General features: G+C 74.3%; 16 protein-coding genes. 9 read left to right on the forward strand and 7 right to left on the reverse strand.

Annotated features, from left to right (window positions below; genetic code table 11):
• Nucleotides 1-128 precede the first annotated feature (128 nt).
• Both ACFSHS_RS02370 and ACFSHS_RS02375 read left to right on the forward strand, forming a co-directional pair.
• Complete coding sequence (locus ACFSHS_RS02370; RefSeq protein WP_376871252.1) at nt 129-422, forward strand: WXG100 family type VII secretion target; 294 nt, start codon at nt 129-131, stop codon at nt 420-422.
• A 262-nt stretch (nt 423-684) separates the two neighbouring features.
• Nucleotides 685-1,191 carry a MaoC family dehydratase gene (locus ACFSHS_RS02375; RefSeq protein ID WP_376871254.1) on the forward strand — a complete coding sequence of 169 codons (507 nt, stop codon included), beginning with the start codon at nt 685-687 and terminating at the stop codon, nt 1,189-1,191.
• Nucleotides 1,192-1,214: 23 nt separating this feature from the next.
• On the opposite strand, the gene ACFSHS_RS02380 is transcribed toward ACFSHS_RS02375, so the two are convergent.
• Nucleotides 1,215-1,646 (reverse strand): NUDIX hydrolase, encoded by a 432-nt coding sequence (locus ACFSHS_RS02380; RefSeq protein ID WP_376871257.1) that lies wholly within the window; start codon nt 1,644-1,646, stop codon nt 1,215-1,217.
• A gap of 110 nt (nt 1,647-1,756) precedes the next feature.
• Here ACFSHS_RS02380 and ACFSHS_RS02385 point away from each other — a divergent pair, with 110 nt between their 5' ends.
• From ACFSHS_RS02385 to ACFSHS_RS02405, 5 genes are all read left to right on the forward strand, one after another.
• A complete protein-coding gene (locus tag ACFSHS_RS02385; RefSeq protein ID WP_376871259.1) occupies nt 1,757-2,380 on the forward strand; it encodes a DUF6758 family protein in 624 nt (207 codons plus the stop codon).
• A gap of 154 nt (nt 2,381-2,534) precedes the next feature.
• Nucleotides 2,535-2,705 (forward strand): hypothetical protein, encoded by a 171-nt coding sequence (locus ACFSHS_RS02390; RefSeq protein ID WP_376871261.1) that lies wholly within the window; start codon nt 2,535-2,537, stop codon nt 2,703-2,705.
• Nucleotides 2,706-2,719: 14 nt separating this feature from the next.
• Nucleotides 2,720-3,367, forward strand: coding sequence for a PH domain-containing protein (locus tag ACFSHS_RS02395; protein ID WP_376871264.1), 648 nt, complete (start codon nt 2,720-2,722; stop codon nt 3,365-3,367).
• A 22-nt stretch (nt 3,368-3,389) separates the two neighbouring features.
• A complete protein-coding gene (locus tag ACFSHS_RS02400; RefSeq protein ID WP_376871266.1) occupies nt 3,390-4,247 on the forward strand; it encodes a PHP domain-containing protein in 858 nt (285 codons plus the stop codon).
• A 36-nt stretch (nt 4,248-4,283) separates the two neighbouring features.
• Nucleotides 4,284-5,153 (forward strand): RecB family exonuclease, encoded by an 870-nt coding sequence (locus ACFSHS_RS02405; RefSeq protein ID WP_376871268.1) that lies wholly within the window; start codon nt 4,284-4,286, stop codon nt 5,151-5,153.
• Nucleotides 5,154-5,179: 26 nt separating this feature from the next.
• Here ACFSHS_RS02405 and ACFSHS_RS02410 read toward each other — a convergent pair whose 3' ends face one another.
• The 4 genes from ACFSHS_RS02410 to ACFSHS_RS02425 all read right to left on the reverse strand — a co-directional run bounded on the left by ACFSHS_RS02410 (nt 5,180) and on the right by ACFSHS_RS02425 (nt 9,921).
• Nucleotides 5,180-6,070: an oxygenase MpaB family protein gene (locus ACFSHS_RS02410; protein WP_376871270.1), complete on the reverse strand. Its 891-nt coding sequence runs from the start codon at nt 6,068-6,070 to the stop codon at nt 5,180-5,182.
• Nucleotides 6,067-6,954, reverse strand: coding sequence for an alpha/beta fold hydrolase (locus tag ACFSHS_RS02415; protein ID WP_376871272.1), 888 nt, complete (start codon nt 6,952-6,954; stop codon nt 6,067-6,069). Before ACFSHS_RS02415 ends, ACFSHS_RS02410 begins: the two co-directional genes overlap by 4 nt.
• A 124-nt stretch (nt 6,955-7,078) precedes the next feature.
• Nucleotides 7,079-8,161, reverse strand: coding sequence for an outer membrane protein assembly factor BamB family protein (locus ACFSHS_RS02420; protein ID WP_376871274.1), 1,083 nt, complete (start codon nt 8,159-8,161; stop codon nt 7,079-7,081).
• A 176-nt stretch (nt 8,162-8,337) separates the two neighbouring features.
• Entirely contained in the window at nt 8,338-9,921 is a 1,584-nt protein-coding gene (locus tag ACFSHS_RS02425; RefSeq protein ID WP_376871770.1) for a DEAD/DEAH box helicase, read from the reverse strand.
• Between the two features lie 466 nt (nt 9,922-10,387).
• Between ACFSHS_RS02425 and ACFSHS_RS02430 the strand changes: the two genes are divergently transcribed.
• Together ACFSHS_RS02430 and ACFSHS_RS02435 are read left to right on the forward strand one after the other, a co-directional pair.
• Nucleotides 10,388-11,041, forward strand: a complete 654-nt coding sequence (locus tag ACFSHS_RS02430; RefSeq protein WP_376871277.1) for a ferritin-like fold-containing protein — start codon at nt 10,388-10,390, stop codon at nt 11,039-11,041.
• An 11-nt stretch (nt 11,042-11,052) separates the two neighbouring features.
• Nucleotides 11,053-11,718: an SDR family oxidoreductase gene (locus ACFSHS_RS02435; protein WP_376871279.1), complete on the forward strand. Its 666-nt coding sequence runs from the start codon at nt 11,053-11,055 to the stop codon at nt 11,716-11,718.
• 54 nt (nt 11,719-11,772) lie between these two features.
• Here ACFSHS_RS02435 and ACFSHS_RS02440 read toward each other — a convergent pair whose 3' ends face one another.
• Together ACFSHS_RS02440 and ACFSHS_RS02445 are read right to left on the reverse strand one after the other, a co-directional pair.
• Nucleotides 11,773-12,009, reverse strand: coding sequence for a DUF3107 domain-containing protein (locus ACFSHS_RS02440; RefSeq protein WP_376871282.1), 237 nt, complete (start codon nt 12,007-12,009; stop codon nt 11,773-11,775).
• Nucleotides 12,010-12,196: 187 nt separating this feature from the next.
• Nucleotides 12,197-12,841, reverse strand: a complete 645-nt coding sequence (locus tag ACFSHS_RS02445) for a TetR/AcrR family transcriptional regulator (protein WP_376871284.1) — start codon at nt 12,839-12,841, stop codon at nt 12,197-12,199.
• Nucleotides 12,842-12,875 lie beyond the last annotated feature (34 nt).

The raw sequence follows: 12,875 nt of genomic DNA on the forward strand, positions 1-12,875 counted from the left end.
GCGCCTCCGCGGGGACGGCGAACGCGGATCTGTGGACAGGGGCGGGCCTGTGGAGAACCCCGGCAGCGTCCCCGCCGGAGGTCCTAGCGTTCGCCGCGACCGGGACGGGCCCGGATCGAGGAGGAACGGTGAAGGTCGACATCGCCACCCTGCAGTCCATGGCCGGTCAGTGCCGGGCCGAGGCCGCTGACACGGCGGGCCGGCACGCCACCCTGTCCAGCAGCATCAACACCTCCGTGCTCGACGGGTGGACCGACAGCCAGGCGGCCGTCCAGTTCAGCGAGCTCTACGAGCAGTGGCGGATGTCCGCTCAGGGGGTCAGCGACGCGCTGACCGGCATGGGAACGCTGCTGACGAACGTGGCCGCGTCCTACCAGCAGCACGAGGCCGACATGGCGGCCCGCATCGGGGCGATGCTCTGACGTGCGGCCCGGCATGCGCTGACGCGGCCCGCGGAGCTCCGACGCGCGGCCGGGGCGGTCCGTGGGCGCGACCTCTCCGCCGCGCCCACGGACCGCTGCCCTCGTCCCGGTCGACAGGCGGCGCGGGCGCCCGTCCGTAAGATCACCACCCGTCCAGGCGGGTCACCGGTGCTCCGCAGTGGCGGCCCGACCGTCGACACGGTGGATCCCGCCGCTCCGGCACCGGGTGCGCGCCTCAACGGTCGAGGTCGGGAGCGAGCCCATGCAGTTCGGTCGGTACTACGAGGAGTTCGAGATCGGGGCGGTCTACAAGCACTGGCCCGGCAAGACCGTCACCGAGTACGACGACCACCTGTTCTGCCTGCTCACGATGAACCACCACCCGCTGCACATGGACGTCAACTACGCGGAGAAGACGACCGACTTCGGCAAGAACGTCGTCGTGGGCAACTACATCTACTCGCTGCTGCTGGGCATGAGCGTCCCCGACGTCTCGGGAAAGGCGATCGCCAACCTGGAGATCGAGTCCCTGCGGCACGTGGCCCCGACGTTCCACGGCGACACCATCTACGGCGAGACCACCGTCCTCGACAAGACCGAGTCGAAGTCGAAGGACGACCGCGGTGTCGTGCACGTGGAGACGATCGGCTACAAGCAGGACGGCACGGTGGTCTGCATCTTCCGTCGCAAGGTCATGGTGCCCAAGCGCTCCTACGGCGAGGCCCGTGGTGGCGAGCAGCCCGGCCGCCCGCAGCCCGCTCCCCGCTGAGCGACCCGGTGACCCGGCCGCGGTCAGCCGGGCAGGACGCCCCAGCCGCGGAGGGTCTCGACCAGCCGCGGGGTGCACGTCAGCCGCTCCAGGGTCGCCGCGTCGGCCAGGACGACGTCGGTCGCGTCGTCGCCGGCGACCGGTTCCTGGTCCGGGGGATCGATGCTGCACGCCAGGTCGACGACGTCGTACACGACCCCGGCGGCCGGGATGCGCACGCTCCCCACGACGGCCCCGGGGCGCACCGTCAGCCCGGTCTCCTCCCGCACCTCCCGGCGGACCGCCTGCTCCAGCGTCTCGCCCGGCTCCACCCGGCCGCCCGGCAGGGACCAGAGGCCGGCGTGGGGCTCGTGACCGCGCCGGATCAGCAGGATCCGGCCGGCGGTGTCCCGCACCACGGCGCCGACGCAGGCCACGACCGGCGGCTCGTCGCCCTCGGATCCGGTCAGCAGCATGGACAGCACGCTACGCAACGGGCACCGGCGGGCCCGCCCTGCCGCGTGCCGGACGCCACACGCCGGGCTCCGCTTGACGATTCGCGACCGCCCCAGGACGGTGTTGCCCGATGAGCGCTGCGCCGGTCTGCCCCCGCTGCGGCGAGACGCTGGTCGTCCGCCCCGGCTCGACGGCCCAGGCGTGGTGCCACGTCCACGGCGCCGTGACGCCGCTGCACCACACCGTCCTGGTCGCCCACGACGCGATCTCGGCCGTGACCGCGGACGCCCGCGTCCCGGCCTGGGTACCCGATCCCATGCCGGCCGGCTGGTCGGTCACCGGCCTGGCCTGGGGCGGGGAACCGGGTGCCCGGGCGATCGTCGTCGACTGCGCCGGCCCGGCCCCGCTCGGCGGCTCGGCCGAGCTGGTCCTCGTCGCCGAGGAGCCGGGCACCGGAGTCGGCTGCGGATATGCCGGGTTGCCGGGGCTCGACCCGGGTGACGTGATCACCGGGCCGTCCTCGGTGGACGTGAAGGCAGCCGGCCAGCACGCACCGCTGTGGGCGGTGCCCACCGCCGACGACCGCGCGGCCTTCGTCGGCGAGGCCTTCGGAGTCTGGTTGTGGTTGGTCATGTGGCCGATGAACGCCGCCTGGCTGCTCGCCGAGCACTTGGAGCTGCTCGACCTGCGCGACCGCATCTATCCCGACCTGCCGCTGGGCCCGCCCAGCGAGCACCTGCTCCCGGGCAGATGAACGGAACTCCACCGGGCCCTTTCATGATCGGCGCGTCGCCGATGTGGCGCACGGGAGCTGTGTTACCCATGGGACGAAGCGGTCCGCCGCAGTCGGGCGGACCCCGTATCCGCAGGTGCGCCGGCCGTCGGACCCTGCCCGCACGAGCGCACCCGTGGAGGTGGCGGTGAACCTCAAGAAGGTCGTCACCTGGTTGGTCGTGGCATTCGTCGTCTTCTACGTCATCCAGGCCCCGGAGCAGTCCGCCCAGCTGGTCCGCAACGCCGGCACGGCGCTCGGCGACGCGGCGTCGTCGCTCGCCCAGTTCGTCGGCTCGCTCGTCTAGGGCCCTCCGAGCCCGTGACCAGGCCGGAGCCGCTGGAGCTGCCTCCCCGGGCCAGCAAGGACGTCGAGAAGTACCTCCTTCCCGACGAGACGGCGGTCGTGGCCACCCGCCGGCACTGGGCGGTGCTCATCGAGCCGACGGTGAAGGCGCTCCCGTTCCTCGTGGCAGGGGGGTGGTTGGTCCTCCGCGACCCGGAGAACCGGGTGACCAGCTGGGCGGGGCTCTTGGTGCTCCTGGCCACGCTCCTCTACTACGCCCTGCGGGTCGGCGAGTGGTGGATGCGGCACTTCATCGTCAGCACCCGGCGGGTCCTGCTGACCTCCGGCATCATCGTCCGGACGGTGACCCTGCTGCCCCTGCGCCGGATCACCGACCTCACCTGGAAGGAGACCCTTCTGGGGCAGCTGCTCGGGTACGGGACCTTCCGGTTCGAGTCCGCGGGGCAGCAGCAGGCGCTGTCGCAGATCACCTTCCTGCCCGGGGCCGACGACCTCTACCGCCGGGTCAGCGCCCTGCTGTTCAGCACGGACTGGGGCGGCGCGGCCTCCGGCGGCGACGACGAGGGCAATCCCGAGCCGCCGTCGTCGCGCCGCCCACCGGGTGCCGACCCCGGGCAGCGGGACACCGAGCCGATCCAGGGCCTGCCGCCGCGCCGGCCGTGAGACTGCGGCAGGCTGGGCGGTGATGCGGATCGACCTGCACACCCATTCCTCGGTGTCCGACGGCACCGAGAGCCCGGCGGAGCTGCTGGCGACCGCCCGCGCCGCCGGCCTGGACGCCGTCGCCCTGACCGACCACGACACGACCGCGGGGTGGGGCCTGGCCGAGGCGGCACGCCCGCCCGGGCTGACCGTCGTCCCGGGCATGGAGCTGTCCTGCCGGTGGTTCCCCCACGACCAGCCGCCGATCAGCGTCCACCTGCTCGCCTACCTGTTCGACCCCACCCATCCCGGGTTCGCCGCCGAGCGGGCGCGGTTGCGCGACGAGCGGCTCGGACGGGCCGAGCGGATCGTCGCCGCGCTGGCTGCCGCAGGGCACGGTGTGGTCTGGGAGCGGATCGTCGAGCGGTCCGAGGGCGGTGTCGTCGGCCGTCCGCACATCGCCCGCGCGCTCGTCGAGGCCGGCGCCGCCGACTCGGTCGACCACGCGTTCGCCACCCTGCTGCACCACCGCAGCCCGTACTACGTGACCAAGGCCGACACCGATGTCCGCCAGGGCATCGCCCTGGTCCGGGCGGCCGGCGGGGTGCCGGTGTTCGCCCACGGGCTGGCCACGAAACGGGGCCGGGTCGTCGGGGACGACGCGATCGCGGCGATGGCCGACGCCGGGCTGCTCGGGCTGGAGGTCGACCACCCCGACCACTCGCCCGAGGAGCGCGTCCACCTGCGCGGTCTGGCGGCCGACCTGGGACTGATCACCACCGGGGCGAGCGACTACCACGGCACGAACAAGGCCACGCCGATCGGGGCGTGCACCACCGACGCCGACCAGTTCGAGGCGATCCTCGCCGCCGGCACCGGCAGCGCGCCGTTCCGGGACTGAGCCAGAACCGTCGGACCCGGTGGTTACCGTGGGCGCATGGCCACACCGGGCGGCGGGAGCGCGCAGCTGGAGATGCCCGGGATGCCGCGGCGGCTGTTCCCCGCGACGCCGAGCAAGCTCGCCTCCTTCGCCGACTGCCCCCGCCGCTACCGGTACGCCTACGTCGACCGGCCCACCCCGTCGAAGGGCCCGGCGTGGGCGCACAACACCGTGGGTGCGGCCGTGCACGCCGCGCTGCGGTCGTGGTGGGACCTGCCGGTGGAGCGACGGACGACGGCGGCGGCGCGGCAGCTGTTGTACGCCGCCTGGTCGCAGAACGGTTTCCGGGACGCCGAGCAGGCCGACCGGTGGCGGGCCCGTGCGGCAGGCTGGCTGACCGACTACGTCGCGACGCTGGACCCGACCGACGAGCCGGTGGGCAACGAGCGCACCGTCGGGGCGACGACCGACCGCCTGGCCCTGTCCGGCCGGGTCGACCGCATCGACCGGCGCGGCGACGAGCTCGTGGTCGTCGACTACAAGACCGGCCGGGCGGTGTGCACCGACGACGAGGCACGCGGATCACCGGCGCTCGCCGCCTACGTGCTCGGGGTGCGGAGGACGCTGCGCCGCCCGTGCAGCCGGGTGGAGCTGCACCATCTGCCCACCGGCACGGTGGCCTCGTTCGAGCACACCGAGCGCTCGCTGGCCAACCACGTGCGGCGGGCGGAGGACATCGCCGTCGACATCACGGCGGCGACGGAGGCCATGGCGGCGGGGGAGGAGCCGGACGCCGCCTTTCCCGCCGTGCCCGGCAGGCAGTGCAGCTGGTGCGACTTCCGGCCCAGCTGCCCGACCGGCCAGGCCGCCGCCCCGGCCCGCGAGACGTGGAGCTTCCTCGCGGAGGACGACGAGCGCGGGACGTGAGCCAACGGCGGCAGCGCGGTCCCTTCTCAGGCGGTCATGTCCGTGTCGGCCGCCACCCGCTCGAAGCCGGCGCGCACGATCGGTGACCAGCGCGCCCGCTCGGGCACCGCCAGCAGCGCCGTCCGGAAGGCGCGCAGCGCCCCGGTGGCCGCCGCGTCCGTGAGGGTGAAGCCCGGCATCGAGTACAACTGCCGAGCCCACGCCGGAAGGGTGGCGAACCCGAGCGACACGAACGTCCCCCAGGCCGGGCGAGCCGGGGTGAGCACCTGCACCCAGCCGGGCATGGGCGGCACGAACAGCCGGCGCACACCCTCCGACGCGCCCGGTGTCAGGGCCAGCTCCGGCCGGACCCGCTCGAAGTAGTCGTCGAGGTCGGCCACGGTGCGGGGAGCCAGGTCCTCCGGGATCCCCACCAGCCGGGCCGCCGCCAGCTGTTCCCGCACGTAGGCGTCGGCGTCCTCGTCCGACAGCGGCAGGCCGGCCCTCCGTGCAGTTGAGAGCAGGGAGTCGACCGCGCCGTTGTGCACCCACAGCAGCAGGTCGGGGTCGTCGACCCGGTAGGCCCGGCCGGTCGTCTCCTCGACACCGGAGAGCTTCCGGTGCAGCCCGCGCACCCGCGCCGCCATGCGCCGGGCCTCGCTGCGGGTGCCGAAGGTGATCGTCTCCACGTACTGGCCGGTGCGCGTCATGCGCATCCACCACTCGTCCTTGAAGCCGGTCGAGTTGCGCGCCACGCCGTCCATCGCGACCGGGTGCAACGCCTGCAGCATCAGCGCCCGCAGACCGCCCACCGCGTAGCTCGGATCGGTGTGGATCCGCCAGGTGACGCTGTCGGGGCCGAAGAACCCGAGTCGGTCCTCCTCCGCCGACCAGTCGTCGGGCGAGGGGAGTGGCGCCAGTGCAGGGCGGCCGGTCATGACCGCGCCGAGGCGTCGGCCCAGAAGTCGAGCAGTACCTCCAGGGTCCGTAGGGGGTTCTCCACCGCCGGGGAGTGGATCGAATACTCGATGACCTCGTGGCGGGCGCCCAGGCGCTGCGCCATGTCGGCCTGGACGTGTGGCATCCAGGCGTCGTCGGCCTCTCCGTGCGCCACGAGCATCGGGAGCCCGGTGGCGGCCAGCTCGGCCACCCGGTCGGGCTCGTTCAGCATGGCGTCGGCCATGCCGCGCAGGCCGGCGGCGGAGTTGCTCAGGAACCGCCGCGCGTAGAACGCCCGCGTGGGTGCCGGGATGGCCTGTGCCCTCGGATCGGTCATGGCCACCTGCTCCAGCGTGTGGTGCACCAGCTGCACGCCGCCCGCGTCGAGGAGGGGGCCAAGGTGGTCCAGCAGATCCGCTCGCCCGCCGGTCAGCTTCGACGGCCCGGAACCCAACAGCGTGAAGGAGGTGAACAGGGTGGGCTCGGCGAGCACCGCCGCCCGCGTCACCAGCCCGCCGAAGCTGTGCCCGAGCAGGTGCAGCGGCTCGCCGGACTCCTCACGCAGGACCCGGGCAACCGCGACGACGTCGAGACCCAGCTCCTCGACCGAGTAGGCCGCCGGGTCGTCGGGGCCGGGCGATTCGTACTGTCCCCGCTGGTCGATGGCGACAACCCGGTATCCCGCCTCCGCCAGCGGAGCCAGCAGGGGCGCGAAGTCCTCCTTGCTGCCGGTGTACCCGGCGACGAGGAGGGCCGTGCCGCGAACCGCCTCCCCGCCGGTGTCCAGCGCGGCCAGCGGGCCCGCCCGACCGGGAAAGGCGCGGCGCACCGCGTCGTGCTCGGCCAGCTGCCGGAGATCGTCGGGGGCAATGGCGAGTTGCACGGGCTGATCGGAGCCGCCGGGCAGGACCATGGTCCCCAGTGAACCGCGATCCGCCCGGCCGTGCCGAACCCGGCCCCGTCCAGAGTTCCCCGCGAGCCTGCGACGCGGTGAGGGCGCTCCTGTCTCAGCGGTAGCCGAGGACCCGGTCGTCGAGCCGGAGCACCACTACCGGACCGATCGCGGTGGCGGTCCCGCCGGGGGGCGGGGCGGGCGCGTCGAACCGGTCGAGCTGGGCGCCGGTGGCCGGATCGCGGGAGGAGAATCCCGCGTCGTCGGGCAGGACGATCGCCGCCGCGGAGTCGGCGTCCCCCACCGAGCCCCGGGCCGCGGGCAGCCCGGTGGCCGGCGCTTCCCACAGCAGCACTCCCGTCGAGGCGTCGAGCGCCGAGACGGTGCCGTCGACCCGCACGAGCGAGACCCCGCCGACGGTCACCTGCTCGACGTCGGCCGTGCCGGCGGGTACCGGCACCCGGGCCAGCGCCGCGCCATCGGGCCCGGCGAGGGTGTGCACCTCCTCCCCGACGAGCACGGTCACGGCCTCGTCGGCGCCGAGCAGGCGGACGTCGGCCGCCCCGGCGGCGGGCAGGTCGTGGCTCCAGTGCACCGATCCGGCGAAGCCGTCGAGCAGCCGTACCTGCAGGTTCTTCCCGGCGCACCGCTGGAGGACGGCGACCCCGGTGCTCCCGGCGTCGGCGGCGAGCAGCCGGCAGCCCTCGGGGGGCGCATGGCGCCAGCGGATGTTGTTGCCGGTCGGGTCGAACGTGACCAGGCCGGTGGGGTTGCTGGCGAGCACGATGGCGGTGGTCGAGTCGAGGACGGCGTCCCCGGCGAGGCTCAGGCTCCTCGTCCAGGTCCGCACCCCCGTGCCGGCGTCCAGGGCGACGGCCTCGTCGCAGCGGTCGTCGGTCGCGAAGACCGCCACCGCCACGCCGTCGGTGACCACGAGGCCGCACACGCGGGCGTTGGCGCGGGTGTAGTGCCAGGCCTCTCGTCCGGTGAGCGGGTCGAGGGCGCGGACGCCGTGCCGGGAGCCGACGAGCACCCGGCCGTCCTGCACGACCGTCTCCGGGATCCGGTCGCCGTCGGCCGACCAGACCTCCGAGACGCCACCAGCCGGCGCTCCCGGGGGGACGTCGGCCGGTGGTGCGGTGGTGCTGTCGGTGGCGGCCGCGTCGGACCCGCGCCAGAGCAGGGTCGCGACCAGCACCAGTGCCGCGGTGGCCGCCGTCCACACCCAGACCCGCAGCGGCGGGAAGGTGAGGTGATGGAACGGCCCGCCTTCAGGGCCCCGCCCCGAGCGGAGCGAGGTGAGCGGTGATCCGGCCCCGTCCAGGGCACCGCCCCGAGCTTGCGGAGGGCGGGCAGGACGGGGTCCTTCTGCCATCAGGCGGCGGACTCCGACCCACCACCGCCGCGGTTGGCCCCGCCGCGACGGCGACGGCGGCGCGGCCTGGTGGCCGTGCCCTCGGCGGGCGCCGACTCGGGCGCCGACCCGGGGGCCGCGGCCGGCGCCGACTCGCCCTCCGCGGTGGACGACCCGGAGCGACGCGTGCGGCGCCGCGGACGGCTCTTGCCGCCGCCGGTGCCCTGGTCCTCGTCGCCGGAGCGGCCGGAGCGCTCACCCTGACGGCCGCCGGAGGGACCACGCGAGTCGCCACGCGCGCCCTGCGTCGGGCGGTTGGGCCTGCCGGTCTCGCCGACGTCCTCGAGGGTCTCCGCCTCGAGGCCCTCGCGGGTCCGCTGCGCGCGCGGCAGCCGGCCGGTGGCCGTCTCGGGGACGTCGAGGTCGGTGTAGACCCACTTCGAGGTGGAGTAGGTCTCCGGCGGGTCGGCGAAGTCGAGGCCGAGGGCCTTGTTGATCAGCTGCCAGCGGGGGATGTCGTCCCAGTCGACCAGGGTGACGGCGACGCCCGTGCTGCCCGCCCGGCCGGTGCGGCCGATCCGGTGCACGTAGGTCTTCTCGTCCTCGGGGCACTGGTAGTTCACGACGTGGCTGACGCCGGTGACGTCGATGCCGCGGGCGGCGACGTCGGTGGCGACGAGGACGTCGACCTTGCCGCTCCGGAATGCGCGCAGGGCCTGCTCGCGGGCGCCCTGGCCGAGGTCGCCGTGGACGGCAGCCGCGGCGAAACCGCGCTCGACGAGCTCGTCGGCGACCTTCTGCGCCGTGCGCTTCGTACGGCAGAAGACCATCACGAGGCCGCGGTCACGCGCCTGCAGCACGCGGGCCAGCAGCTCGGGCTTGTCCAGGTTGTGCGCCCGGTAGATGAACTGGGTGGTCTGGGGGACCGTCGACCCCTCGTCGTTGCCGTGGGCGCGGATGTGGGTCGGCTGCGTCATGAACGACCGGGACAGCGTCACGATCGGGCCCGGCATGGTGGCGGAGAACAGCATCGTCTGCCGCTTGTCCGGGACCATGGCCAGGATCCGCTCGATGTCGGGCAGGAAGCCGAGGTCGAGCATCTCGTCGGCCTCGTCGAGGACGAGGACCTTCACCTTGCCGAGGATGAGGTGGCCCTGCTGGGCGAGGTCGAGCAGCCGGCCCGGGGTGCCGACGACCACCTCGACGCCGCCCTGCAGCGCCTGCACCTGCGGCTCGAAGGCCCGGCCGCCGTAGATGGCCTGGACGCGGATACCCCGCTTCGCACCGGCGGTGCCCAGGTCGCGGGCGACCTGCACGCACAGCTCACGGGTGGGGACGACGACCAGCGCCTGCGGAACGCCGTCGCCGCCCTCGGCCGGCGGGATGACCCGCTCCAACAGGGGGACGCCGAACCCGAGGGTCTTGCCGGTGCCGGTGCGGGCCTGGCCGATCAGGTCGTTGCCGGCCAGCGCCAGCGGGAGGGTCAGCTCCTGGATCGCGAAGGTGCGGGTGATCCCGACCTCGGCGAGCGCGGCGACGATGTCGGGGTGGACGTCGAAGTCGCTGAAGAGCGGGCTGTCGCCGGTGACCGGCGCGCCGCCCAGGGTCTCGACCTGCGACTCGAGCTCCTCGGGATCGGGGGCTCCGGTCTCCGCGTGCTCGAGCGCGACCGCCGCCGTCGACGTGACCTCGGTGGGCGGTGCGTCGCCGGACGGGCTGCTGGTGGGCGTGGGGGTGTTGTCGGTGGAGGTCAGTGCACTCGCCTCTGGTCTGCTGGGGGACCGGGTCCGGCGGCGGAGGACGCTCGCGTCGGACCTGTCCCGGTCGGTTGTCGCGGGAGGGGTTCCAGCGCCGACGCGGCCAGCGGACCGGGCGTCGGGAGCCCGGGAGACAGCCCGTTCCGGGGCGTCGTCCAGCGGTTGTCAGCGCACAGATACACAGCGCACCCGGAGGTACGCCGATTCCATGGTAGCGCGGGCACCGGTTAGCCTCTCCGCGCCGCGCTGCCACGGTGACCTGCGCCACCTGCTGCGGCCGGCGTCCCCGACCCGGCGGACCCAGGAGACGTGTGTGACGACCCCGGTCGACAGCGGTGCCGTCGTGGACCTGCTGGGCGCGCTGGCCTACGCCGAGCTGACCGCCTTCGACCGGCTCGCCGAGGACGCCCGCATGGCGCCGACGCTGACCGGCCGGGCGGCGCTGGCGAAGATGGCGGCGGCGGAGATCGCCCACCACTCGCGGCTGACCGCGCGGCTGGCCGAGCTCGGCGTCGACCCCGCCGAGGCCATGGCGCCCTTCGTGCCGGCGCTGGACGCCTTCCACGAGAGCACCCGGCCCAGCACGTGGCTCGAGGGGCTGGTCAAGGCCTACGTGGGGGACGGGTTGGCCGCCGACTTCTACCGCGAGATCGCCGGCTTCCTCCCGGAGCCCGACCGGACGCTCGTTCTCGACGTGCTCGCCGACACGGGCCACGCCGACTTCGCCGTGCGCGAGGTCCGGGCGGCCATCCGCGCCGACCGCAAGGTCCCGGGACGGCTGTCGCTGTGGGGACGGCGGCTGGTCGGTGAGGCGATGAGCCAGTCGCAGGCCGTCATCGCCGAGCACGATCGGCTGGCCGGGCTCATCATCGCCGGCACCGGCGATCTCAAGGGCGTGGCCCGTCTGATCGAGCGGATCACCGCCGCCCACACCGAGCGCATGAAGGCGCTGGGCCTCAACCCCTGACAGGAGGACCCGTGCCGCATCTGCTCGTCGTCGGCGCCGGACCCGGCATCTCCGCGGCCACGGCCAGGAGACTGGGTGGCGAGGGGTACGCCGTCGGTCTCATCGGCCGCCGGCAGGCGGCGCTGGCCGAGCTGGGGACCGGTCTGCGCGAGGAGGTGGCCCGCGTGGAGTGGGCGAGCGCCGACGCGGGTGACTCCCGGTCCCTCGACGTCGCAGTCCGGGGGCTCGTCGACGAGCTCGGCCCCGTCGACGTCCTGCTCTACAACGTGTCGGTCGGCCGGCAGGCGAGCGTGCCGGAGCTGGCACCGGAGGACCTGCTGGCCGACCTGGCCGCCGGGGTCGTGGGCCTGCAGACCGCTGTCCGCGCCGTCCTCCCCGGGATGCGGGAGCGCGGCTCGGGCACCGTCCTGGTCACCGGCGGGGGCTCCGCCGACCGGCCGGTCCCGTCGATGGCGACCCTCGGCGTGCAGAAGGCGGCGCTGCGGGCCCTCGTGGACGTGCAGGCCCGCACGCTGGCCGCCGACGGCGTGCACGTGGCGACCGTCACCATCCGCGGCTTCGTGGGGGAGGACCGGCAGATCCACCCCGACCGGGTCGCCGGCCTCTACGCCGAGCTGGTCGCCGAGACCGCCGGTCCCCGGGAACGGTGGCGCACCGTCGTCGACCTCAGGCCCTGAGAACGCCGGAGGGGCGCGGTCCGCAGTGCGGACCGCGCCCCTCCGGGCGGTGCCTCAGGCGCCGGCGATGAAGCCGACGCGCCGCTGGTCGGCCTGGGCGATCTCGACGTAGGCGATGCGGTCGACCGGGACGAGCACGCGCCGGCCCCGCTCGTCGACCAGGGTCAGCAGACCGTCCTTGGTCGCACCGGACATGGCCGCGGCCACGTCCTTCGCGATCTCATCGGGGGTGTTGGGGCTGTCGATGACCAGCTCCCGGGGCGAGTGCTGGACGCCGATCTTGACTTCCACGTGGGCGATGCCTCCTCGGTTCGCGCGACTGTCCCCACGCTAGACCAGCCGCGGCGCCGCCGACCCGTCGCGCGGGTGCGCCGTCAGCGAACGAGCCGGACCATCCCGCCCTCGCCGGGGAAGGACCCCGGTCTGCCACCCTCGCGGGTTCAGGACGGGGGCCTCGGACGGGACCCAGCAGGGCCGCTCAGACGTGCTGGTCGCTCTCGACGCGGGGGAAGCCGGAGATGCCCCGCCACGCCAGCGCGGACATGAGGGAGACCGCCTCGTCGCGGGACACGGTGCCCTTGCGCGGCAGCCACCAGCGCGCGCTCGTCTCGGCCAGTCCGGTCAGCCCCGAGGCGAGCAGGAGCGCCCGCTCCGGGTCCGCGCCGGTGTCGGCGGCGATCACCTCCGCGATCGCCTCGACGCAGGCTCCGGTGCCCCGGTCGACGATCGCGCGGACGTCGGCGTCGTTGCGCAGATCGGACTCGAACACCAGGCGGAACGCCTCGCCCTCGGCGTCGATGAAGTCGAAGTACGCCCCGACGGCGCCGTCCACGCGTGCCCGGTTGTCGTCGGTGCCGCCCATCGCCTCGGCGACCCGGTCGCCCAGCTCCGAGACGTGCTCCTCCAGCAGTGCCAGGTACAGCTCCCGCTTGCCCGGGAAGTGCTGGTACAGCACCGGCTTGCTGACCCCGGCACGGTCGGCGATGTCGTCCATGGCCGCCGCGTGGAAGCCCTGGGCGACGAACACGTCCTGGGCGGCGCGCAGGAGCTGGAGCCGGCGTGCACCCCGGGGCAGGCGGGACGTGCGCCGGTTGCTCGCGGGGGCGGGTCGGGGCGGCTGCATGACACCCGGGATGTTACCGGCGGGTTCCCCAGCC

This window comes from Blastococcus deserti (genome assembly GCF_042682525.1).
In the GTDB taxonomy this organism is placed as follows: Bacteria; Actinomycetota; Actinomycetes; order Mycobacteriales; family Geodermatophilaceae; genus Blastococcus_B; species Blastococcus_B deserti.